We start from the raw sequence: 24,436 nt of genomic DNA on the forward strand, positions 1-24,436 counted from the left end.
TTTTATTTACAACGCTCTGAACTTTGCCGCAAACACGCTGAGCACAATTTTAGGGTTCACCTGCGCGCCAAGGCGCTGGATGGCGGCTTCGGCCAGCCGCAGGGCACGCTGGGCGGCAATGCCCTGCACCGGTGCGTGGGGGCTTTGCCGCAGGCCCGCAGCGGCCACCGTACGGAAGTCCGTCAGCAGGGCGGCGGCTCCGGCCTTGTCCTTTTCGTAGGCGGCCAGCAGGCAGGCTGCGGCATAGCTGTCACGGTCGGCAGCGGCCTTTGCCAGCTGCAGGGCCTTTTCCACCTGCGCGGTGCGGGCTTCGTCCTGTGCGGCGGCAAGCACCGTACCAATGTGCCCGTCGAACAGTTCGCTGTACAGCGCGGCCGTCTTTTTGTCCACCCCCTGTGCGGCGCAGTAGCGGGCGCACTGCTCCGGCGAGACAGGAGCCACTGCAAAGCTGACGCAGCGGCTGCGGATGGTGGGCAGCACACCTGCCAGCGAATCCGCCGTAAGCAGGAACAGCACCCCCTCCGGCGGCTCTTCCATCACCTTCAGCAGGGCATTGGCGGATTCCTCGTTCATCTTTTCCACATGGTAGAGCAGCACGGCACGGCCCTCGGCCGAAAGGCTGGTGTTGAAGATCTCGCTGCGCATAGCCTTGACCTGACTGACCAGATATTTTCCGCCTGCGCCCATACCGGCAACGCTGATTGCTTCACGCACGATGCCGGTCTCCACATGGCCGCTGTCGCGGTCGCCGGGCTTACCCACAGCACGGCAGCATTCGCCCCGCAGAAGGGCCTCAGCGGGCGCTCCGCCTGCAGGGTAAAGATAATCTGCCGCAATGCAGCGGGCCGCAAAACCGGCTCCAAGGCCCTCTTCACCCACCAGCAGCACGCTGTGGGTCAGGCGGCGGGCTGCCAGCATCAGCTGCACGCTGCTTTTCAGTTCTGCATTGCCCTCCATGCGGTCCAGCATCATGGTGTTTCTCCTTACCTTCTGTTTCTCCGCTTCCACTGCTCACGGCGTACCCATGCGCGGACGGAACGATAGGCCATCGGGCCAAAGAACAGCCAGACGTTCGCCATGCTGAGCAGCAGGCTCAGCTTTTGCGGCAGCGGCGCGCCCAGAAAGCTGAGCACCCACAGTGCTGCCGCAAAAAAGCCAAAGTATTTTACCCGGATGGGGATGACAAAGAACAGCAGCACCTGTACTTCCGGGTACAGCATGGCAAAGGCCAGCAGCAGCGAAAGGGACAGGCAGTAGGTGCTGCCGGTCACGCCGGTGAGCAGGCAGGCCAGCACAGTGCCTAGCATCCCGGAGAGCAGATACACCGTATAGCGGAAATCGCCCCACTCCTGTTCCAGCGCTGTGCCGATGAACCATGTGAAATAGATGCCCAGCACCGCGCTGAGGATGCTGCCGCCGTAAGAGGGGATGAACGCAAAGGTGATGATGCGCCAGATCTGGCCGCGCAGCAGAAAATAGCGGCTGAGTGCCAGCCAGACACTGACGGTCTGGTTGACAAACAGCTCGATGGCCAGCACAAGGATCTGCCCGCCCACCAGAATGTTGGTCAGGTTCGGGATGCCGAAGCGGCCGTATTTGCGCTCCAGCTGGTTGAGCCAATTGTTCATATAGGGTGCCTCCAACGCATTGTATTCCGATATCGGTGAGTTTTGCCGCATTTTTCTGCTGTTATTGTACCATGATTGGCCGGGGCATTCAAGGTAATGCCACAGTGTGGAAAACCGCCGCATCTTCCGCCCAAAAATACAGCTGTCAAGCGGATCTTGCGGCACAAAAGCACAACCGGAAAGTGTATGGATTTTCCTGTCTGGAATGAACTTTTCACTTTTTCCACCGGGTTTTCCACCGTTTTTGTGAAGAAAAGGGCAAGTTTTCCATGAGGTTTTCCACTTTTTCCACCGGGTTTTCCACAACAAAAGGGCATCAGCCCTATACACACCGTAATTCAGGCCGCAGCTTTCTGGTAAGTTTTGGGCAAAAATGCGGGCATTCTGCCTTTTATAAAAAAGAAAGTCGAAGGATTTTCTTTGCATTCTACAAACCGTTCCTGAGCGGCGATTTATTTTTCTCCAATCTGGAATGAACCGGTCACAAGTTTTCAACACCGGGCCGCTGCCGTTTTTCTGTGTGGAAAAGGCGGGGAAACATGCAGTTTTCCACACCGGAAAAAGCAATGCCGGGCAGTCACTTCAAGACCGTCCGGCATTGCTCTATTGTTTACATCATATTGTGGAACACCAGCTGTGCGATCTGGAAATACAGGATCAGGCTGCAAGCGTCCACGATGGTAGTGATGAAGGGGGTAGCCATGATGGCCGGGTCTGCACCCAGCTTCTTGGCTGCCAGCGGCAGCATACCGCCCACCATCTTTGCCAGAATGACGCTGAAGAACAGCGATACGCTGACCACGATGGCATAGCCCATCACGTTGGCGTACTGGCCGGGGAACAGGAAGGTGTACATCAGGTAGATGCGCAAGCCGTTCACGATGCCCAGCACCGCGCCCACAATGGCAGACACCCGCAGCTCCTTGCCCAGCACCTGCAGGAAGTCGCTGGGCTCCACCTCGCCCAGAGCCAGACCACGCACCATCAGGGTGCTGATCTGGTTGCCGCAGTTGCCGGCGGTATCCATCAGCATGGGCATGAAGGAGACCAGCAGCGGCAGGCTGACAAAGGCCTCTTCATAGTGGGTGGTGACCATGCCGGTAAAGGTGGCGGACAGCATCAGGATCAGCAGCCATGGAATGCGCTGCTTTGCGTGGGTCCAGACGCTGGTGCCGAAGTAGGTGGTGGCATCGTCGTCCGGCAGAATAGCAGCCATCTTCTGCATATCCTCGGTGCTCTCGTCGGTCAGAACGTCGATTGCATCGTCGATGGTGATGATACCCACGAACATGCCCTCGTTGTCCAGAACAGGCATGGCGGTAAAGTCGTAGCGCTGCATCTCACGGGCCACGTACTCCTGATCGTCGGTCACTTTCACAGTGACCACGTTATCATCCATGATCTCGGTGATGGAAGTATGCGGCTCTGACAGCAGCAGACTTCGGGCAGAAACAACGCCCTTCAGGCGGTTGCGCTCCACCACGTAGCAGGTGTACACGGTCTCTGCGTTTTCGCCCTGCTTGCGGATGGCTTCAAAAGCCTGCGCCACGGTCATATCCTCGCGCAGACGGACATATTCGGGGGTCATCAGGCTGCCGGCAGAGCTTTCGGGGTAGTTCAGCAGCTTGTTCAGGCTCTCACGGGTCTGCTTGGAGGATTTTTCCAGCACCCGCTTCACCACGCCTGCCGGCATATCCTCCAGCAGGTCGGCGGCATCGTCCAGACTCATCTCTTCAATAGCGCCCACAAGCTCCACATCTGAGAAGGCGTTCACCAGATCGTCGCGGGCTTCGTCGGACATATAGGCAAAGGCCTCGGTGGCCACTTCCTTTTTGAGCAGGCGGAACACCACAAGGCGGTTGTTTTCGTCCAGCTCTTCCAGCAGCTCGGCCAAGTCGGCAGGCTGCTCTTCCTCGGTCACTTCGCGCAGCTTGACATACTGCTTCTTGATCAGCAGCTTGAGCAGGCGGCTCTTGGTGAGCATCTCAGGGTTGGCCTTGACCTCTTCGTCGTTGGCCTCCTCTTTTTCGGCCTCGCGCATGTCCTGCTTGAGGTCTTCAGTAGCTTCCTCGTTCAGATCTTCAGCCAGCTTCTGGCGGACCTCGGCGGGGATATCAGCAGGCAGCTCCTGCACCGGCAGCGCCTGCTCCGCAGCATCAGCCGTCAGCTTTTTTTCTTCCATATCCATTGGGCGTACCTCCTCAGTTTTTACGGAACAGGAGCAGCTCCTGTATCCGGAGGACGCAGCAGATCGGGAAACAAAAAACGCGCCGCCTTGCCTGCCGGAATGCCGCAAACGCCGCATTCTGCGCACACAAAGCCGCGCCTTCCTCTGCTCTGTTTTGCGAAAAGCGACACCGTTGAAGCGGTGCTTTTCCGCAGGACTCAGCGAAGGAGGCGAACGGTTGGGGAAAACGCAGTTGTTTTTGTTTTCTGATCCACCGCGCCGGTGGTTCTACTTCGACTATGATCCGGGTCCATTTTCCTGCGTTCACCTCCAAGTTTCCATATTCATTTTTATTATAGCGCCGCAAAAAAACGGGGTCAACCCTAAACCACCGATTTACCAGAATTTTGCAAAACAAAACACCCTCTTCCGTGTTGCGGCACACGAAAAAGGGTGTTTTGCTTGGATATTGCCTTGGTGTGAGGAGGAATCATGTTACTTGGGTAAGCGGTTGCGGCCCCGCTTCCCATGGCAAAAGTATAACAGCTTTCACAATTGAATTCGTTAAGAAGCTATGAAGAAACTGTAAAAAGGGAATGGCAATTTATGGAAGTTTTGTGATAGGCTTTTTCGGTTGACGTTCGATTTCCGTGCACAAAAATACGCCCCGGTCACCTTGCGGTGAACGGGGCGCTAAAAACGATATTCGTTTTTTACTGCGGCAAAATCCCTGCAAAGCAGGTCTTATGCAGCAGGCGGAGCAAGGTATCTGCAACGCAGACCTTATACTCCTGACACACGCGGGGTGTACTTTCAAGGACCCTCGCGGGCGCTTTGGTATCTCATATCCCGCAGCAGTGCTCCGCACGGAACAAAGCACCGCCCGGGAAGTGAAATCAGATAGAACTCGTTCGGTAGATGCTGTACTTCAGCACATCACCTGCATGGATGGATGCGTTTCTCCGCTTCGTACCGCTGCATTGCGCAGTAACCGCCGGTACGGGGCAGCCGCCCTCTTGCATTGTGGGGCTAAGGTGCCGCAAATATCTGCATCCAAAGCGCAGAAGAATGCTTACTTGTACAGGTCGACCAGACGGGTCAGGTGCTCGTAGCGGTCGTTTGCAACTTCCTGGTTGCGTGCGAACAGCTCCTTAGCACGGTCGGGGAATGCACGAGTCAGGCGGCTGTAACGGGTCTCGTTAGCCAGCAGTGCCTGATACTTCTCGTTATCCACAGCCTTGGAGGTCAGGGTGAACGGATTCTTGCCCTGAGCCTTGTTTGCCGGGTTGAAGGTGAACAGGTTCCAGTAACCGGCCTCAACTGCCTTCTTCATCTCGTTCTGGCAGTTGGTCATGCCGCCCTTGACACCGTGCAGCTCGCAGGGAGCGTAGCCGATGATCAGAGACGGGCCGGGGTAAGCCTCAGCCTCAGCGATGGCCTTGACAGCCTGAGCCGGGTTAGCACCCAGTGCGATCTGAGCAACATAGATGTAACCGTAGGTCATAGCGATCTCGGACAGGCTCTTCTTGCTGATTTCCTTACCAGCAGCAGCGAACTGGCAGACTTCACCAATGTTGGAAGCCTTGGATGCCTGTCCACCGGTGTTGGAGTACATCTCAGTATCGAAGACCATCACGTTGACATCCTCGCCGGAAGCCAGAACGTGGTCCAGACCACCGAAGCCGATGTCGTATGCCCAGCCGTCACCACCGAAGATCCAGACGGACTTCTTGGCGATGTACTGCTTGCTCTTCAGGATCTCTGCAGACTTCTCGCAGCCGGCAGCAGCAGCCTTCTCCAGCTCAGCGATCAGGGCCTTTGCGGGCTCGTCGTTGGCCTTGGTGTTGTTCTTGGTTGCGATGAACTGCTCGTAAGCAGCCTTCAGCTCAGCAGAAGCCTTGTCGGAACCAGCAACCTCTGCGATCTCCTTGATCAGGTTCTCGCGGATGGTCTTCTGGCCGATGTACAGGCCCAGACCATGCTCTGCGTTATCCTCGAACAGGGAGTTGCACCATGCAGGACCATGGCCGCTGTCCTTGTTGACGGTGTACGGAGAGATGGAAGCGGTGCCGCCCCAGATGGAGGAGCAGCCGGTAGCGTTGGAGATGTACATCTTCTCGCCGAACAGCTGAGTGATCAGGCGAGCGTAAGAAGTCTCAGCACAGCCTGCGCAGGAGCCAGAGAACTCCAGCAGCGGCTGGTTGAACTGAGAACCGATGACGGTATCGTCAGCAAACTTGGAAGGCTTCTTGGAGATGTTGGCCACGCAGTAGTCGAACACTGCCTGCTGATCGGCCTGGCTGTCCTGCGGCACCATGGTGATAGCCTTGGTGGGGCAGACGGTGACGCACTCGCCGCAGCCCATGCAGTCCAGAGGAGACACAGCCATGACAAACTTGTACTCGTTTGCGGGCTTGTTGTCGCGGCTCTTGGTCTGTGCAGGAGCAGCTGCCAGCTCGTCGGCGGTCAGCTGGAAGGGACGGATGGTAGCATGAGAGCAGACGAATGCACACTGGTTACAGCCAACGCACTTTGCAGCATCCCACTCGGGGACGTTGACAGCGGTGCCGCGCTTCTCGTATGCAGAAGCGCCCTGCTCCCACTCGCCGTTTGCATTTGCCACGAAGGAAGAGACAGGCAGGCTGTCGCCGTCCATACGGGCAATGGGCTCCATGACCTCGCGGATCTGCTTGACCAGTTCCGGACGGCCGGTGAGAGCCTTGGGTGCGGGATCAGCCTCGGGGTTGGACCAGGATGCGGGCACGTCCACCTTGTGGATGGCGTCAACGCCTGCATCGATAGCCTTCCAGTTCATCTCAACGACGTCCTGGCCCTTCTTGCCGTAGCTCTTCTGAGCTGCCTGCTTCATGAAGTTGACGGCATCCTCGATGGGCATGACGTCAGCCAGCTTGAAGAATGCAGACTGCAGGATGGTGTTGGTGCGCTTGCCCATGCCGATCTCGATAGCCTTATCGATTGCATTGATGGTATACAGCTGGATGTTGTTGTCAGCAATATACTTCTTTGCCTCGGCGTTCAGGTGCTGGCCCAGCTCCTCATCGGACCACTGGCAGTTGATCATGAACACGCCGCCGGGCTTGACATCCTGGACCATCTTCATGCCCATGTGGATGTAAGCGGGGTTGTGGCAGGCCACGAAGTCAGCCTGGTTGATGTAGTAGGGGCTGCGGATGGGCTTGTCGCCGAAACGCAGATGGCTGATGGTCACGCCGCCGGTCTTCTTGGAGTCATACTGGAAGTATGCCTGAACATACTTGTCGGTATGGTCGCCGATGATCTTGACGGAGTTCTTGTTAGCACCGACAGTACCGTCGCCGCCCAGACCCCAGAACTTGCACTCCTTGGTGCCAGCAGCTGCGGTGATGGGAGCGGGCTTGACTTCCGGCAGAGACAGGAAGGTGACATCATCGGTGATACCCAGAGTGAAGCGCTCCTTGGGCTGATCCTTCTCCAGCTCCTTGAACAGAGCAAAGATGGAGGACGGCGGGGTATCCTTGCTGCCCAGACCGTAACGGCCGCCGGTCAGAACGACATCGTTCAGGCCAGCCTCACGCAGGGTAGCGGCAACATCCAGGTACAGGGGCTCGCCCAGAGAGCCGGGCTCCTTGGTGCGGTCCAGCACAGCCACCTTCTTGGCGGTCTTGGGCAGGACCTTCAGCAGGGAAGCAGAGACCCAGGGACGGTACAGGCGGACCTTGACAATACCGACCTTCTCGCCCTTGGCGTTCAGGTAGTCGATGACCTCATCAGCAACGTCGCAGATGGAGCCCATAGCCACGATCACACGGTCAGCATCGGGTGCGCCGTAGTAGTTGAACAGATCGTAGTTGGTGCCCAGCTTTGCGTTGATCTTGGCCATGTACTTCTCAACAACAGCAGGCAGAGCGTTGTAAACGCTGTTGCATGCTTCACGATGCTGGAAGAACACGTCGCCGTTCTCGTGGGAGCCGCGCATCTTGGGGTTCTCGGGGTTCAGAGCCTTCTTACGGAACTCCTCCACAGCCTCCATATTGCACATTTCCTTCAGATCGGCGTAATCCCACTTCTCGATCTTCTGGTACTCATGAGAAGTACGGAAGCCATCGAAGAAGTTCAGGAAGGGAACCTTGCCCTCGATGGCGCACAGATGTGCGACAGGGGACAGATCCATGACTTCCTGCACGCTGCTCTCGACCAGCATTGCAAAGCCGGTCTGACGGCATGCCATAACGTCGCTGTGATCACCAAAGATGTTCAGGGACTGGGTAGCAACGGTACGTGCAGAAACATCGAACACGCAGGGCAGCTGCTCAGCAGCGATCTTGTACATGTTGGGGATCATCAGCAGCAGGCCCTGAGAAGCGGTGAAGGTGGTGGTAACAGCACCTGCACCCAGAGAGCCGTGCACAGCGCCAGCAGCGCCGGCCTCAGATTCCATCTCGACGACCTTGACCTGATTGCCGAAGATGTTCTTCTGGCCAGCTGCGGACCACTGGTCCACAGAGTCAGCCATCGGAGAAGACGGGGTAATGGGGTAGATGGCAGCCACGTCCGTGTAGGCATACGCTACATGGGCGGCAGCGGTATTGCCATCCATAGTTTGCTTTGCTCTAGGCATTTTTCTTCCTCCATTATTCAGAATTTGGTACCTTTTGCGCGGGGCAATATGCCCCACATGGGACCGGAGAACCCCATAAAGGCACTATTGCTTGTATACTATAATAGCAAATTCCGCCCATAAAGTAAACGCAAACCGCTCAACAAACGCACCAAAAATAAAGAAATTTTTTTAGCGCTTTTGTACGTCTTTAGTTCGTTAAAGTGAGCAATGGCGCGGATTTTCCGGTTTTGGCCTGCCTGCTTTGCCAGATCCTGTGATTTTTTTCGCAAAAAGAGGAATTTCCCCTCCCGTGAAAATGCGTTTGGAGCACAAGGGCAGCGTCCTCGCCCTCTCCGTCTGCTCACTGCGTTCGCATCCACCTCGTTCCCCTTTCTGTCGCTTGCGCGACATCTTCCCCCGACCGGGGGAAATCTGTCAAAGGGAGAGGCCTTGGCAAAGAGATGAAGTTTGCATGGACTGCCAAGGGCTCCCACTTTGGGGGAGCTGGCAAAGCCGACAGGCTTTGACTGAGAGGGCGAGCCCGCTAAAGGTTTCTCCTCTCTCTCTTATATTTATCATCTCTTTATTGACAACAAACCTCATTTTGCCGTAAACTGAAGCCATAGAAAACCGGTGCTGTGCCGGGCAAAGAGGGTAATAAAATGGAGAAGACCGTGCATTACGAAAAAACACTCACCAGTGAGGTGCTCTTCGAGGGCCGGGTGATCACCCTGACAAAAGACACTGCTCTGCTGGAAAACGGCAAGACCGCCGAACGCGAAGTGGTGCATCACCACGGCGGTGCGTGCATTCTGCCCTATTTTGAGGACGGCACCATCTGCATGGTGCGCCAGTTCCGCTACGCCATGCAGCAGGAGCTGTGGGAGCTGCCTGCCGGCAAGCTGGAAAAGGGTGAGGACCCCTTTGAAGCCGCCAAGCGGGAGCTGGGCGAGGAATGCGGCCTGACCGCGGACAATTATATCTCTCTGGGCCAGTTTTTCCCCACCGTGGGCTATGACACCGAAGTGATCTATACATGGGTCGCCACCGGCCTGCACAAGACCCAGATGCATCTGGATGCCGATGAATTCCTGACCCCTGACCGTGTGCCGCTGGATAAAGCTTATGAGATGGTCATGAGCGGCGAGATCCGGGACGGCAAGACCATTGCCGGTATCCTGAAGCTCAAGGCCCTGATCGCCGAGGGCAGGCTGTGAACATCCTGTACGAAGATGCCGCCCTTGTGGTGCTGGACAAGCCCGCCGGACTTTCCAGCGAAGAGGGCGTGCCCGCAGCCCTGCGGCAGCTGTGGGGCCAGCCGGATGCCTTTGTGGGGGTGGTGCACCGGTTGGACACGGGTGTGTCCGGCCTGATGGTGTTTGCCAGAACACCCGGGGCTGCGGCCGCACTCAGCCGTCAGATCACCCAGAGTCAGAACGCCTACGCTGTGCAGGATGGCAGGGCCGAAGGGAAGCCGGAAGTGCCGCAGTTCATCAAGCGGTATCGGGCCGTCATTGCAGGCGGGCCGGACGAAGCACTGCCCGCCGAAGGCACCCTGCGGGACTGGCTGTTCAAGGACAGCCGCCGGGGCCGGGTGTTCCCGGTCAGCCGCCCCCGCAAGGGCGTACGGGAAGCCGTGCTGGAATACCGCATCGTGAAAACGGCAGGAGAGATGAGCCTTGCTGAGATCACGCTGCACACCGGCCGCACCCATCAGATCCGGGTGCAGTTTGCATCCCGGAAGCATCCGCTGGCCGGAGACGGCAAATACGGAAGCCGCGTAAAAGGCAGCATTGCCCTGCAGAGCTGCGGCCTGCAGTTTTTGCACCCGGAGACCGGAAAGCCCATGGCATTTACGCTGCCGCTGCCGGAGGGTGCGTTCTGGAAACCGTTTGAAGGATAATGCATTTCCATTAGGTGAGAGGTATGGAACAATACAAAACTGATGCTGAGATCTATGCTGTGCTGGAGAGGGAGATCATTGACCTGACCATCCGCCCCGGCTCTTCGCTGAGCGAAAATCCGCTCTGTGCCCGCTTTGGCGCACCGCGCACCCTGATCCGGGTGGTGCTGCAGAAGCTGCAGGAAAACGGGCTGGTAAAGATCGTGCCTTACAAGGGCACCACCGTTACCCGGCTGAACCGCCGCATCGTGGACGAGCTGATCTACGAGCGCACCGCCGTGGAAGCCCGCGTATTGCGGGATTTTTCGCCCCGGTGCACCCCGGAGCAGCGGGCGTTGATCCGCAGGCGGGTGGAAGCCTACGAGGCCCTTGCGGCCATGGAGAGCCCGGATTACAACAAGCTGTACGAAGCCGACCGTGCCCTGCACGGGACATGGTTTGCGGCCATGGATAAAATGTACCTGTGGAGCACCCTGCAGAACGCCCACGCCGACTACAGCCGCTTCCGGATGCTGGACACCATGACCACCGGCGGTCTTGCCGAGGTGATCGCAGACCACCGCAACCTGATGAACGCCATCGAGCGGTGCGACCTTGCCGCCTTTGAACCGTTGGTGGAACGGCACCTGTACGGCGGCATCCGGCGGCTTGGCTCCAAGATGACCGAGGAATATGCCGATTATTTTGAGCCGGAAAAGTAATTGTTCTATGTGGAACATTTTATAAAACAAAAGGGCACAGCGCATTGCAGCGCCGTGCCCTTTTGTTTTATGCTGTCTGAATTTCAGAACACCCCGGAAATAAAAATTTCCAGACCAATGCCAATGAGGATGATGCCGCCCAGAATGGATGCCTTGCCGGAGAGCTTGGTGCCAAACTTTTTGCCGATGCGCAGGCCCGCCATGCAGATAAAGAAGGTGACCACCGCAATGATGAGTGATGCCGCAAGTGCCATCAGCCAGCCGTATTCCGAAATGGTGAAGCCCACCGAAAGCGCATCGATGCTGGTGGCGATGCCCTGCATGAGCAGTGCACCCGCACTCAGCTCTGCTGCTTCTTCGGCCTCTTCGCCCTTGATGCCATCCACAAGCATTTTGCCGCCAATATAGCCCAGCAGAGCCAGCGCGATCCACGGGATGAATTTTTCAAACGAAGAGAACAGCTCCACAATGGTGTGCACGCACACCCAGCCTGTCATGGGCATCACGGCCTGAAAAAGGGCAAAGGTGCCCGCGATCCTGCACATGGTTCCCCTGCTCATGCGGGGGTCGTGCAGGCCGTTTGCCATGGACACCGAGAACGCATCCATTGCAAGGCCCACGCCCAGCAGGGCACTGTTGAGGAAAAATACAAAGCTCCATTCCATATTGTCTGCCTCCTGAATCTGACCAGAATATCGGGCAATACAAAACCCGGTCTCGGGCGCACATGTACGTCCGGGACCGGGTGATTTTTTGAAACCAACTCCATGTGCACGGGCGCTGTTCTATGCGCCAAAAACACATGAGTCTCGCAAATGAAAGCAAGCCAGACCGGAACCAACGGTCATCATGTTGACTTGCTGCGCCCTGCAAAAGCGCCTGCTACTCCCCCACGGGTATTTGTGATTGTTTTGCCATTGTAGCATATCTTTGCAGGGAAGTCCAGACAAACCTGCGCGGTTACACGGTATTTTTCCATCGGCGGGCAAAATACCAGTCCTGTGAAATAATAAAACACAGGGTGTTGCCCAGTGCCCTCAGGGTAATAGCATGTTCCTGACGCAAGGCCCGGCGGGCGCAGCGCTCGTACTCCCGCGCCTGCTGCATCCGGGCACTCCGGCGCTCTTCGGCGGTCAGGTGCATTCCCACATCGATCAGGGAGTGCAGCAGTGCCCAGTACAGCTCACACAGCGAGCCCGTGATGCCATGGCGGCGTACGCACTCAAACACGGTATAGTTTGCTTCCACACGGTCGAGATTGCGCAGGGTGACTTTGCTGTTGACGATGCTGCCCGCCACCTTGCGGTAAAGGTACAGCGCATCCGGGATATTCGCGATTCTGTCCGCTTTTTCGTAGGCGTAGGCAATCAGCAGGGTGTCCTCGTTCAGCTTGCCCTCTGCAAAGCGCAGCTGCGCAAAAATGCTGCGGTGGTACAGCTTGTTCCACACCACCATGTAGGGCAGAAGGGTGCTGTGCTCCAACGCCTGCTCCGGGGTCAGCACCTCCCGCCGCACATGCAGATACTGCTCCCGGATGGGGGTCAGGGCTTCGTCCACCTGCCGGTAATTGCACACGGCCATCTGTGCACCGGCCTCCTGCGCCGCATGGTAAAGCTTTGCGCAGAAGTCCGGCGTGATGGTGTCGTCTGAATCCACAAAGGCGATCCATTCGCCCTCTGCCGCGTCCAGCCCGGCATTGCGTGCCCCGCTCAGGCCACGATTCTTCTGGTGGATGACCCGGATGCGGCTGTCCTTTGCTGCTGCGGCATCGCACAAAGCAGGGCAGCTGTCCGGAGAGCCATCGTCCACCAGGATCAGCTCAAAATCCGTGAAGGTCTGGGCAAGGATGGAAGAGATGCAGGCGCTCAGGAAACGCTCTGTCTTATATACCGGCACGATGATGCTGATCTCCGGCTGTTTTTTATGTTGTTCCTGCACAATAAACTCCTCATTGCTTCAGGTCGTTTTCTGCCGTCTTTCCGCCCTTTTGCGGCATAGATCCAGATAACTGCAGGCCGATGCAGCGCAGACCACTGCCGCCCACAAATTTTTTAGTGTTACGCCGCGGGCTTGCATCAGCCGATGGCGGGCTGTGCGCTCATACGCAAAGGCTTCCTTCATCCGGGGGCTTTTGCGCTCTTCCGGTGTCAGGTGCAGCCAGATGTCCCACACGGCAGTCAAAATCGGGCGATAGGCTGCACACAAAGCATCTCGGATGCCGTTTTGGTACAGCACATCAAACAGGCGGTACCATGCTTCCACCCAGTCCAGTGTTTTCAAGGTAGTCTTGCGGTGCATGGCACTGCCGGTAACGATGCGGTAATTGTATAAAAAATCCCATACACCGCAGGCAGAAGCCGCTCTTGCGTAAATGACCGGCATGAGACAGGTATCTTCAAACGCCTTGTTTTCTGGATAGCGCAGATTTTCCAGCAGTTTTCGGCGATAAAGCTTATTCCACGGAACCTGAAAATCCGACACCACCATCCGGCGCAGAACTTCCTCCTGCGGCAAAAACTCGTTCAAAAGTCGGTGTTCCCCGCCTGCAAGCGTTTTGCCCGTTTCATCAATACACTGACTGCTGCAGATTGCAAAATCTGCACCCGTTTCCAGCACTGCCTTATGCATTTTTTCCAGATACTCCGGTTCCACCGTATCATCCGAATCCACAAATGCGATCCAATTTCCCTGTGCTGCATCCAGACCCGCATTGCGGGCTGTGCTTACACCGCCGTTTTGCTTATGGATCACCCGCACGCGGCTGTCCCTTTTTGCTGCTGCATCGCACAGGGCAGGGCAGTTGTCCGGTGAGCCATCGTCCACAAGGATCAGTTCAAAATCTGTAAAGGTCTGAGCGAGGATGGAATCAATACACTCACTCAGATATTTTTCCACCTGATACACTGGCACGATGATGCTGATCTCCGGATATTTCTGCGGATTCTTTGCATTCCGCCCACTCACAGCGCGTTCTCCTTTCGGACCGGTTTGCGGTGGTACTTATAGTCATAGTAGCGCTGTGGCGCTACAAAATTGAGCGCCGTTTCCAGCACGTTGCGCAGGGTATAGGCCCCGCCCTGCCGGATCTCCGCTTTTGCTTGTGCAATGCAGGCTTCGGTCTGCTTTACCTTGGCATCCTGCCGCAGCTCCGGCGGGAGCCGCTTTTTAATGCCCCGGAAATATTTTTTCATCAGCGCATATTGTAAAAAAGCGGCGTCCTTTTTGCCGTGCTTCAGGGTGCATTGCAGAAGTTTATAGTTTGCCTCGACCTCCTCCAGACTTTTCAGAGTTTTTTTTCCGCGCATGATGCCCTGCGGGTTCAGCCGGTAGTGGTAGAGCGTTTCGCCCACGCAGGCCACCTTGGTGACCTGCTCGTAGACGGTGGGTGTGGTAAAGGCATCCTCGTAGTTTTTGCCCATCGGGAAGCGCAGCGTCTCGAACAGTTCCCGGCGGTGCAGCCGCGTTGCCGCCTGAATGAGCGGCGCGAGACGAATGCGGTGGAACGCTTCGTCCTGCGAGATTACTTCGTCCCGCAGCGGGTGCTCCTGATAGCCGCTCAGGGAGCCGTCCACTTCCAGAAACAGCATGTTGCAGGCCGCAAGCTCTGCGCCGGACTCCGTCGCCGCACGGTAGAGCTTCTCGCAGAAGGTCTTTTCCACGGTGTCGTCCGAATCAATGAAGGAGAGCCAATTTCCCCGTGCAACATCGATTCCGGCATTTCTCGCCCCGCTCAGCCCCTTATTCTGCTGGTGGATCACCCGCACGCGGCTGTCTTTTTCTGCCGCAGCATCACACAGGGCAGGGCAGTTGTCCGGGGAGCCATCGTCCACCAGGATCAGCTCAAAATCCGTAAAGGTCTGTGCCAGAATGGAATCAATGCATTCGTTCAGGTATTTTTCCACCTTATACACCGGCACGATGATGCTGATCTCCGGGGATTTTTTTTGCTTTGTCATGTTCCTTAAACCACTTTCTGTGTTTATTTTTATTCTTCACACGCTATTTCTATTATACATGGTTTGGATGGATTTGAAAAGAAGCCGCCGTACAGAAATCTCTGCGCGGCGGCTTCTTTCAAATCTTATTGTGTTTTCAAGGTTTACTCTTCGCCCTTATCGTCTGCTTCCGGGGCTTCTGCAGCGGCGGCAGCATCTGCAGCTTCCATGGCGGCAAGCTGCTCTGCGGTGGGTTCGGCATCGGCATCGGAGGTGTCGATTTGCTCGGTCTGGGCCTCGTCGTCGTGGTCGGTGCGGGCAAGTACCATCACCTTGTCGTTCTCACCCAAGCGCATCACCCGCACGCCGGAACCGTAGCGGCTCTGCAGCGGGATCTCGTTGGCGTGCAGGCGGATGATGATGCCCTCCTGACTGCTCAGCAGTACATCATCCACGTCGTCCACGATCTTGACCGCAGCCACCTTATCCTTGGCGGCATCGTAGTTGCGGATGCCCTTGCCGCCGCGGGCGGTGATGCGGTAGGTATCGATGTCCGACCGGCGGCCCTTGCCGTTCTCGGTGACGGTGAGCACCGTGCCGCCCTCGCGGCAGATGCACACGCCCACAACTTCATCGCCCTCGGCCAGACGGATGGCGCGCACGCCGTGGCCGCTGCGGCCCATGGGACGTGCATCGGCTTCGTTGAAGCGGATGGCCTGACCGTTGCGGGTGGCAACGATGAGCATATCGTGGCCGGAGGTCAGGCGGGTCCATGCCAGAGCGTCGCCCTCGTTCAGGGCAATGCCGATCAGGCCGGACTTGCGGATGTTAGCATACTGCTCCAGCGGGGTGCGCTTGATGAGGCCCTGCTTCGTGACCATGGTCACAAAGCCGCCCTCAGTGTCGGCTTCCTTCGACTGGCAGATCATGTTGGTGACCTTTTCGCCCTCGGCCAGCTGCAGCAGGTTGACGATGTTGCTGCCCTTGCTGGTGCGGCTGCCCTCGGCAATGGTATAGCCCTTGATGCGGAACAGACGGCCCCGGTCGGTAACAAAGAGCACATAGTCGTGGGTGGAGCCTACGAACATCTCCTGCACGATGTCCTCTTCCTTGCGGGTCATGCCGGAGATGCCGCGTCCGCCGCGGCGCTGTGCCTGATAGGTGGCCTTGAGCTGGCGCTTGATATAGCCGGCCTCGGTCAGGGTGTAGACACACTGCTCCTCGGCGATCAGATCCTCGATATCCACCTCACCGGTCACGGACTGGATCTCGGTGCGGCGCTCGTCGCCGAAGCGCTTCTTCATTTCCAGCAGCTCGTCCTTGACGATGGCAAGCACACGGGCATCGTCGGCCAGAATGGCCTCCCAGTTCTCGATCTTGGCCTGCAGGCTGGCAAGCTCTTCCTCGATCTTCAGGATCTCAAGGCCTGCCAGACGGCCCAGCTGCAGCTTGACGATGGCATCTGCCTGCGGGTCGTCAAAGCCGAACTGCTCCATGATGGCAGCCTTGGCCTCTGCCATGCCGCCCTTGCAGGCGCGGATGGTGGCGATCAGCTCGTCCACGATGTCGGTGGCCTTCTTCAGGCCTTCCAGAATGTGGGCGCGCTCCTTGGCCTTTTTCAGGTCGTACTGGGTGCGGCGGCGCACCACCTCGTCCTGAAATTCCACGTATTTCTGAAGCATCTGCTTCAGGGTGAGGACTTTCGGCACCTTGTGGTCGATGGCCAGCATGATAACGCCAACGGTATCCTGCAGCTGGGTGTACTGGTACAGCTGGTTCAGGATGACCTGTGCGTTGGCATCCTTGCGGATGTCTACCACGATACGCATGCCCTTGCGGTTGGTCTCATCGTTCAGGCCGGTGATGCCCTCGATGCGCTTCTCCTTGACAAGGTCGGCCATGTTCTCAATGAGGCGGGCCTTGTTGACCATATACGGGATCTCCGTAATGATGATCTGGGTACGGCCGTTCTTGGTCTCCTCGATGGTGGCGCGGCCCCGCAGGGTGATCTTGCCCCGGCCGGTGGCGTAGGCGGCGCGGATGCCGCTGCGGCCCATGATGATGCCGGCAGTGGGGAAGTCCGGGCCCTTGATGTATTCCATCAGGCCGGGCAGGTCGATGTCCGGATCGTCGATATAGGCGATGCAGCCGTCAATGACCTCGCTCAGGTTGTGGGGCGGGATGTTGGTGGCCATGCCGACTGCAATGCCCTGACTGCCGTTGACCAGCAGGTTGGGGAAGCGGCAGGGCAGCACGCTGGGCTCCTTCTTGGTCTCGTCAAAGTTGGGGTCCCAGTCGATGGTGTCCTTCTCGATATCGGTCAGCATCTCCACCGCCATGCGGCTCATGCGGGCCTCGGTGTAACGGTAGGCAGCCGGGGGGTCGCCATCCACAGAACCAAAGTTACCCTGACCATCCACCAGCGGATAGCGCAGAGAGAAGTCCTGTGCCAGACGGACCATGGCATCGTAGACCGATGCGTCGCCGTGGGGATGGTAGGAGCCCAGCACCGCACCAACGGTGTCGGCGGATTTGCGGTAGGGATGGCTGGGGTCGTTGCCGCGCTCATGCATGGTGTACAGAATGCGGCGGTGGACGGGTTTCAGGCCGTCGCGCACATCGGGCAGGGCGCGGGACACGATGACCGACATGGAGTAGTCCAGAAATGCGGTCTCGATCTCCTTTTTCACATCGCGGATGATCTTTTTGGTTCCGCTGCCCGGTATCATCACATAATCTTCTTCCATTGTTTCCTCCGTAGGGTTTGACCCTCTCTTTTGTACAGGAAAGGGATTTTTTTCTCGGAAAACAGCCTTGTCCTCTCAGGCGCTTACACGTCCAGCTTTGCGTACTGGGCGTTGGTCTCGATAAAGCGGCGGCGCGGCTCCACCTGATCGCCCATCAGGATGGTAAAGGCTTCGTCGGCCTTTTCTGCATCGTCAATGGTTATCTGTACGATCACGCGGTTATCGGGGTTCATGGTGGTCTCCCACAGCTGTTCGGGGTTCATCTCACCAAGGCCCTTGTAGCGGTTCACCTTTGCGCCGGGCATTTCCTGCGAAAGCACGGCCATTTCGGCATCGTTGTAGGCGTACTTGATGGTGTTGCCCTTCTGCACCTTGAACAGAGGCGGCTGGGCCACATACACATGGCCCTGCTCAATGAGCGGGCGCATATAGCGGAAGAAGAAGGTGAGCATCAGGGTGCAGATGTGGGAGCCATCCACATCGGCATCGGCCATGATGAACACTTTATCGTAGCGCAGCTTGGAGATATCGAACTCGTCACCAATGCCGCAGCCCAGTGCCAGCACAACGGGCATCAGCTTGTCGTTGCCGTAAATTTTATCGGCGCGGGCCTTTTCCACGTTCAGCATCTTGCCCCACAGCGGCAGGATGGCCTGAATGGCAGAGTCGCGGCCCATTTTTGCGGAACCGCCTGCAGAATCGCCCTCGACGATGAAGATTTCGGTGCGGCTGGGGTCTTTTTCGCGGCAGTCTGCCAGCTTGCCGGGCATCCGGCTGGTCTCCAATGCGCTCTTGCGGCGCACCAGTTCGCGGGCCTTTTTGGCAGCGGCGCGGGCGCGGGCGGCCTGGGTGGCCTTTTCAAAGATGGCCTTTGCCACACCGGGGTTCTCCTCAAAGAATTCCATCAGCTTGGAGTAGACCATGTTGGAAACCAGGGTGCGGATCTCGGTATTGCCCAGCTTTGCCTTGGTCTGGCCCTCAAACTCGGCCTCCTGCAGCTTGACCGAGATCACGCAGATCAGGCCCTCGCGCACGTCCGCACCGGACAGGTTCTCGTCCTTATCCTTCAGCAGGCCGTGGCTGCGGCCATAATCGTTGAACACGCGGGTCAGGCTGTTCTTGAAGCCCTCCTCGTGGGTGCCGCCGTCCGGGGTGTTGACGTTGTTGGCAAAGCTCAGCAGCAGCTCGTTGTAGCTGGAATTGTACTGCAGTGCGATCTCTGCCATGCCGCGGTCGGTCTGGCCCTTGAGGTAGATCACATTGGGGTGCAGCACGTCCAGCTTGCGCTTCTCACCCAGATAGGTGACGAAGCTCTTGATGCCGCCCTCGTAGCACATGACCTCGGTGCGGTAGCAGGGTTCACCCTCCTTGCCGTCCTCCAGTACGGGAGTGTACATCTCGCGCTCGTCGGTCAAAGTGATCTTGACACCGGCGTTCAGGAAGCTTTCTTCCCGCAGGCGCTTTTCCAGCGTGTCGAAGTCGTACACGGTGGTATCCCGGAACATCTCCGGGTCCGGCTTGAAGGTGACCCGGGTGCCGGTGACGCCATCGGCTACGGTGCCGATGCACTTGAGCGGGCCGTCCGGGTCGCCGCGGCGGAAGGTCTGCTCGTACTCGTGGCCGTCGCGGCGCACGTTGACGGTGAGCCACTCGGAGCAGGCGTTGACCACCGAAGCACCCACGCCGTGCAGGCCGCCGGCCACCTTGTAACCGGAGTTCTCGCCGCCGAACTTGCCGCCGGCGTGCAGGATGGTGTAAACGACGGTGACGGCGGGCAGGCCGGTGTCGGCCTGAATGTCCACAGGGATGCCGCGGCCGTTATCCGTGACCTGAATGATGTTGTCTTTCAGGATCTTGACCTCGATGTGGTCGCAGTAGCCGGCCAGTGCTTCATCGATGGCGTTGTCCACGATCTCGTAGACCAGATGATGCAGGCCGCGCTCGCCGGTGGAACCGATATACATGCCCGGGCGCTTGCGCACCGCCTCCAGACCCTTCAGGACCTGGATCTCGCTGGCATTATACTCATGGTCGGTAGCGGTTTCGGCATTTGTGCTGGTAATGATTTCTTCTGCCATTTCCTTTCTCCCTTTTGTTCAATGTTTGCATTTTTGTTCGATCTATCGTAAAAGCAGAGCATATTCTCCGCCTGTTGGCTGGTTTACTCGATCATTTTTTCGGCTCTGCGCCGCATGGCAGCAGGCGACAGCTCCGAAAGATACACCGTGTCCACCACGGCCCCGTCTGCCAGAACATAGCTCTGGGGCAGCTCGTCCGAAAGGCTCACCACCGCGCCGTTCTTCTGGGCGTAGTTCAGAAACTCCCGGCCCCGGGGGGTGATGGTGGTGGTTTCCAGATTGAAGATGCCGATAATGTCCCGGTCATTCAGCACGTAGTCACGGCCCAGATGAATATACATACAGTATTTTCCTCATTCTGGCAGTTCATGCATAAAACGCCGTTTATTCACCGGCAGCTGCATGTACTTTTGCATCATTTCTTCATGCTTTGCTCAGCACACCGCCGTTCATGCGGTACACTTCGCCGTCCGTTTTCAGGAACGCGGTATCATCGCAGCTGGTCACGAATGTCTGCTTTTCCTTCATGCGGGTGAGCAGATACTGCTTGCGGCCCTCGTCCAGCTCGCTGAGCACATCGTCCAGCAGGAGCACCGGGTGCTCTCCGGTGATCCGGGCAGCGGCAGCCGCTTCGGCCATTTTCAGGCTCAGCACCACGCTGCGCTGCTGTCCCTGACTTGCAAACACCTTTGCGGGCTGGTCGTCCAGCAGCAGCTCAACGTCCTCGCGGTGGATGCCGCACAGGCTCTGCCCGGCGCGCAGCTCTTCGTTCTGGCGCTGCTTCAAAAGTGCGGACAGCCCGCCCGGCTCAAACTGGGCGGCATACCGCACCGCCATGCGCTCTGCCCCGTGGGAAAGCTCGGCATAGTTGGCACAGGCCAGCGGTGTGAGCAGGGCCAGATATTCCCGCCGCCGCTTCTGGATGGCCTCGCCCTGTGCGGCAAGCTCCACGTTCAGCACTTCCAGCAGGGCGCATTTTTCTGCCCACGGGCGCTCCGTGCCGCCTGCGGAATGACGCAGAAGCGCATTTTTCTGCTGCAATGCCCGCACATAGCGACGGTAGGTGGCAAGGTAGCCGGGGTACAGCTGGCACAGCGCCGCGTCCAGAAACCGCCGCCGTCCTTCCGGTGCACCTTTTACAAGGCTCAGGTGCCCGGGGTCGAACACCACAGCCGGAAAGCTGCCCGCAAGGCCCGCCGCCCGCTTGGGAGGAGAACCGTTGACCGATGCATACCGGCCGGGGCGCTGTGCATCCGGCGTGCCCACCGTAATGCGCACATTTGCCGGTTCGTCCGGTTCCTGATTCTCCTGCCGGGTGCGCTGGGTGACGGCCTCCAGTACCGCGAATGTTTCTCCGCGGCGCACAAGCTCGGCATCCTTGCCGCCCCGGAAGCTTTTGCCGCCGGTCAGCAGCCAGATGGCCTCCAGCAGGTTCGTTTTGCCCTGACCGTTGTTGCCGCAGATCACGGTCAGCTCCCGGCCCGGTTCCAGCTGCGCTGCCGCAATATTGCGGTAATTCGCAACTTCCAGTGAAAGCAGACGCATTACTGGCCCTGACCCACTTCCACGGTCTGGCCGTCCAGCTCGATCACATCACCGGCACGGCACTTCTTGCCGCGCATGGTGCACACCTCGCCGTTCACCTTCACGGCACCGCCCTGCACCAGCTCCTTGGCTTCGCCGCCGGTCTCGCACAGGCCTGCATATTTCAGCAGGGCATCCAGCTTGATAAATTCCGTATGGATGAGAATTTTCTGCATAATTTCGCCCTCTTAATCGTTCTTGAAGCGCACCGGCAGCACCAGATACAAAAAGTCGTTGCCCTCGGCAGGCAGCACCTTGACCGGGCTCAGAGGGCCGCTGATCTCCATGCGGACCTTCTCGGTGCGGGCGTTGCGCAGCGCATCCAGCAGATAGCGGTTGTTGAAGCCGATCTCCACTTCGTCGCCCTCGCAGTCGGCGTTGAACTCGTCCACCACGCGGCCAAGGTTGGTCTGGCAGCGCACCACGACTCTACCCTCTGTAAAGGAGATGCGGAGGGGATTTTTTAAACGCTCTGTAATAATCAGCGAAGCACGCTCGATGGTCTCGATGAATTCCTTGGTGTCGATGGTCACGCGGGTGCGGCTGTCGGCGGGGATCACGTTGCGGTAGTTGAGGAACTCGCCCTCGATCAGACGGCTCATGATGGTGTAGCCGCCGGCCATAAAGACCACATAGCGGCGGTTGGCGCTGATGTGCACCGGCTCTTCGTCGTCGTTTGGCAGCAGATGGGCGACCTCGGTCATGGTCTTGCTGGGCACGATGATGCGGATATCCTTTACCGCCGTCACCGGGCGTTCCACGATGGCCAGACGGTAGCCGTCCAGTGCCACCACAGTCAGTTTGTCAGGCAGGATCTCGAACAGCTCACCGGTGTGGGCGGGCTTTTTCTCGTCCTGACTGACAGCATATAACGTACGATCGATCATATCTTTCAGCACGCCGGTCTTGATGGTCAGGGTCTCTTCCGCTCCGGTATTGGGCAGCTCCGGAAAATCGTTGGCCGGCATGGACTGGATCTCGAACTGGACCACGCCGCTCTGGATGGTGGTCTTGCCGTTCTCGGCAGAGAGGATGCTGACCTGACCGGCGGGCATTCGGCTGATCATGCTGCTGAGCAGCTTTGCATTCAGCACCACCTCGCCGGCTTCCTTGACATTGGCTTCGATGGTGGTCACGATGCCCATTTCCAGATCGTAGCCGGTGAGGTTGAGCTGGAAGCCTTCGGCTTTCAGCAGGATGCCTTCCAGCACAGGGATGGCAGAACGCATGGTGACGGCTTTGGACACACCATCGATGGCTGCGCTCAGCAGAACTTTATCACATACGATGTTCAAACTGAATTCTCTCCTTTGTTTTTTTCGTTTCTGATGTTGTTTTGTGTTTGAAAACAGTTTCAGAACCGGTCTATCTTATTGAACTTGTTGTAGTAACCGTAGTAGGGGGTGGGGAACTTGTGGAAAACCCCGAAAAGCCTTGTCGGAATGCGGGGTTTTTGGTTTCCACGGGGTTGTGAATGTGTTGTGAATGGATCGTGGAAAGGTTGGAATAGGTCTTTCTTTCCACAGACCATGTGGAGAACGGAGGTTGAATGTTGAAAACTCTGTGGAAAGTGTGGAAAGGTTTGCGTTTTTACCACAAGATATAGGTTCTTTTTTCCCGTTTTGTTCCGTTTTCTCCCCATATTTTGGGGTTTCACCCATAAATGAGTACGACTTTTACACGATTTCTGCGGTCAGGCCTTTACGTTCTTGATGATGTCGCTCACGGTCTCGCGCAGGTGCTGGTCGTTCTTCATGTCACGCTCCATGGTCTTGAGGGAGTAGACGATGGTGGAGTGGTCACGGCCGGAGAATTCACGGCCGATCTCTTCCATGCTCATGCCAGTGACCTCGCGCAGGATGTAGATGGCCACACGGCGGGCAGAGGCAACGTTGGCGTTGCGCTTGGTGCCGCGGATGTCGGCAGGGGAGACGTTGAAGGTGCGGGACACCTCGCCGATGATCTTCTCGATGGTCACGGGCACCGGCTGGGTCTCGTTGAGGATGTCCTTGATGGCATTCTGGGCCACACTGATGACCGGCTGGATGCCCTCCAGCATGTAGTAGGCGTTTAGTTTTTTTACAGCGCCTTCCAGCTGGCGGATGTTGTTCTTCAGGTGGTTGGCAATGAACTCGGCCACATCCTCGGGCAGGTCCAGATGCAAAAGCTCTGCCTTGCGTTTGACGATGGCCACGCGGGTCTCAAAATCCGGCGGCTGCACATCGGCGGTCAGACCCCACTCAAAGCGGGTGCGCAGACGCTCTTCCAGACTTTTGATCTCCTTGGCCGGGCGGTCGGAGGCAATGACGATCTGCTTGTGGGCATCGTGCAGGGAGTTGAAGGTGTGGAAGAACTCCTCCTGCGTGGACTCCTTGCCGGCGATGAACTGGATATCGTCTACCAGCAGCAGGTCTGCCACGCGGTACTTCATGCGGAAGTCCTCGGTGCTTCCGGCGCGGATGGCGGCGATCAGCTCATTGGTGAACTGCTCGCAGGTAACGTACATGATGACGAAATCGGGGTGGGTGCGCTTGATCTCGGTCTGGATGGCCGTGAGCAGATGGGTCTTGCCAAGGCCGGAGCCGCCGTAGATGAACAGCGGGTTGTATGCGCCGGAGGGATTGGCCGCAACCGCCTGTGCAGCAGCAAACGCAAACTGGTTGGAAGGGCCTTTGATGAAGTTTTCAAATGTGAACTCGTAGTTGCCCTGCGGGGAGGCGGGGTTCGCCTCGTACTGCTGGGCCAGCACCACCTCATGCGGCGGCGTGCTGGGCACCACCAGCGTGATGTCCACGTCGAAGCCCAGCACGGTCTTGAAGGCTTCCTTGAGCAGGCCAAGGTAGCGGTCCGTCACGATTTTGCAGATGAAGTCGTTGCGCACCGAAAGGGTGATGTGGCTGGAATCCTCAAAGCTGATCGGCTCCAGTCCGTCGATATAGAGATTATAGGTCGGCTCGGCCATCTGCGTTTTGCAGTACGCCTGGGCGGCCTCTAAAACGTCCTTAAAAGAATCCATAAAACATCCACTCCGTTAAAGTTTTCAACAATGCTGCTGATACTAGGTTAGTATACCACAAAAAACGCTGTGCGTCC

General features: G+C 57.7%; 18 protein-coding genes. 3 read left to right on the forward strand and 15 right to left on the reverse strand.

Features of this window, described 5'->3' with window-relative positions; genetic code table 11:
* Positions 1–6: 6 nt before the first annotated feature.
* The 4 genes from DWV57_RS10840 to nifJ form a co-directional block, all read right to left on the reverse strand.
* Entirely contained in the window at positions 7–972 is a 966-nt protein-coding gene (locus DWV57_RS10840; RefSeq protein WP_120020799.1) for a hypothetical protein, read from the reverse strand.
* An 11-nt stretch (positions 973–983) separates the two neighbouring features.
* Positions 984–1,628 (reverse strand): rhomboid family intramembrane serine protease, encoded by a 645-nt coding sequence (locus DWV57_RS10845; protein WP_044953336.1) that lies wholly within the window; start codon positions 1,626–1,628, stop codon positions 984–986.
* 610 nt (positions 1,629–2,238) lie between these two features.
* The gene (gene mgtE, locus DWV57_RS10850) at positions 2,239–3,816 is read right to left on the reverse strand and encodes a magnesium transporter (RefSeq protein ID WP_120020800.1); all 1,578 of its coding nucleotides are present in this window, start codon (positions 3,814–3,816) and stop codon (positions 2,239–2,241) included.
* 1,051 nt (positions 3,817–4,867) lie between these two features.
* Positions 4,868–8,413, reverse strand: coding sequence for a pyruvate:ferredoxin (flavodoxin) oxidoreductase (nifJ, locus tag DWV57_RS10860; protein ID WP_118529184.1), 3,546 nt, complete (start codon positions 8,411–8,413; stop codon positions 4,868–4,870).
* A gap of 644 nt (positions 8,414–9,057) precedes the next feature.
* On the opposite strand from nifJ, the gene DWV57_RS10865 reads away from it, so the two are divergent.
* From DWV57_RS10865 to DWV57_RS10875, 3 genes are read left to right on the forward strand one after another with little or no spacing between them, the layout of a single operon-like run.
* Positions 9,058–9,612, forward strand: coding sequence for an NUDIX hydrolase (locus tag DWV57_RS10865; protein WP_005940449.1), 555 nt, complete (start codon positions 9,058–9,060; stop codon positions 9,610–9,612).
* Positions 9,609–10,298, forward strand: a complete 690-nt coding sequence (locus DWV57_RS10870) for an RluA family pseudouridine synthase (protein WP_120020802.1) — start codon at positions 9,609–9,611, stop codon at positions 10,296–10,298. Before DWV57_RS10865 ends, DWV57_RS10870 begins: the two co-directional genes overlap by 4 nt.
* A gap of 23 nt (positions 10,299–10,321) precedes the next feature.
* Complete coding sequence (locus tag DWV57_RS10875; RefSeq protein ID WP_120020803.1) at positions 10,322–10,999, forward strand: GntR family transcriptional regulator; 678 nt, start codon at positions 10,322–10,324, stop codon at positions 10,997–10,999.
* Positions 11,000–11,082: 83 nt separating this feature from the next.
* Here the strand turns inward: DWV57_RS10875 and DWV57_RS10880 are convergent, their stop codons facing one another.
* From DWV57_RS10880 to dnaA, 11 genes are all read right to left on the reverse strand, one after another.
* Positions 11,083–11,664, reverse strand: a complete 582-nt coding sequence (locus DWV57_RS10880; RefSeq protein WP_097774106.1) for a manganese efflux pump — start codon at positions 11,662–11,664, stop codon at positions 11,083–11,085.
* Between the two features lie 295 nt (positions 11,665–11,959).
* The gene (locus DWV57_RS10885; RefSeq protein WP_165853695.1) at positions 11,960–12,937 is read right to left on the reverse strand and encodes a glycosyltransferase family 2 protein; all 978 of its coding nucleotides are present in this window, start codon (positions 12,935–12,937) and stop codon (positions 11,960–11,962) included.
* A gap of 18 nt (positions 12,938–12,955) precedes the next feature.
* A complete protein-coding gene (locus tag DWV57_RS10890) occupies positions 12,956–13,963 on the reverse strand; it encodes a glycosyltransferase family 2 protein (RefSeq protein WP_120020805.1) in 1,008 nt (335 codons plus the stop codon).
* The gene (locus tag DWV57_RS10895; protein WP_120020806.1) at positions 13,960–14,955 is read right to left on the reverse strand and encodes a glycosyltransferase family 2 protein; all 996 of its coding nucleotides are present in this window, start codon (positions 14,953–14,955) and stop codon (positions 13,960–13,962) included. The genes DWV57_RS10890 and DWV57_RS10895 overlap by 4 nt, the downstream gene beginning before the upstream one ends.
* 143 nt (positions 14,956–15,098) lie before the next feature.
* Positions 15,099–17,681 carry a DNA gyrase subunit A gene (gene gyrA, locus DWV57_RS10900; RefSeq protein WP_120020807.1) on the reverse strand — a complete coding sequence of 861 codons (2,583 nt, stop codon included), beginning with the start codon at positions 17,679–17,681 and terminating at the stop codon, positions 15,099–15,101.
* 83 nt (positions 17,682–17,764) lie between these two features.
* Positions 17,765–19,759 (reverse strand): DNA topoisomerase (ATP-hydrolyzing) subunit B, encoded by a 1,995-nt coding sequence (gene gyrB, locus DWV57_RS10905; RefSeq protein WP_097774101.1) that lies wholly within the window; start codon positions 19,757–19,759, stop codon positions 17,765–17,767.
* 83 nt (positions 19,760–19,842) lie between these two features.
* A complete protein-coding gene (locus DWV57_RS10910) occupies positions 19,843–20,100 on the reverse strand; it encodes a DUF370 domain-containing protein (protein ID WP_005937016.1) in 258 nt (85 codons plus the stop codon).
* Between the two features lie 82 nt (positions 20,101–20,182).
* On the reverse strand, positions 20,183–21,304 hold the full coding sequence (locus DWV57_RS10915) for a DNA replication/repair protein RecF (RefSeq protein WP_120020808.1): 1,122 nt from the start codon (positions 21,302–21,304) through the stop codon (positions 20,183–20,185).
* Positions 21,304–21,519 carry an RNA-binding S4 domain-containing protein gene (locus DWV57_RS10920; RefSeq protein ID WP_005937022.1) on the reverse strand — a complete coding sequence of 72 codons (216 nt, stop codon included), beginning with the start codon at positions 21,517–21,519 and terminating at the stop codon, positions 21,304–21,306. Before DWV57_RS10920 ends, DWV57_RS10915 begins: the two co-directional genes overlap by 1 nt.
* 12 nt (positions 21,520–21,531) lie before the next feature.
* Positions 21,532–22,638, reverse strand: coding sequence for a DNA polymerase III subunit beta (dnaN, locus tag DWV57_RS10925; protein ID WP_097776786.1), 1,107 nt, complete (start codon positions 22,636–22,638; stop codon positions 21,532–21,534).
* Positions 22,639–23,036: 398 nt separating this feature from the next.
* Entirely contained in the window at positions 23,037–24,359 is a 1,323-nt protein-coding gene (dnaA, locus tag DWV57_RS10930; RefSeq protein WP_005937115.1) for a chromosomal replication initiator protein DnaA, read from the reverse strand.
* Positions 24,360–24,436 lie beyond the last annotated feature (77 nt).

The organism is Faecalibacterium sp. AF10-46 (assembly GCF_003604105.1).
GTDB classification, from domain to species: Bacteria; Bacillota; Clostridia; order Oscillospirales; family Ruminococcaceae; genus Faecalibacterium; species Faecalibacterium taiwanense.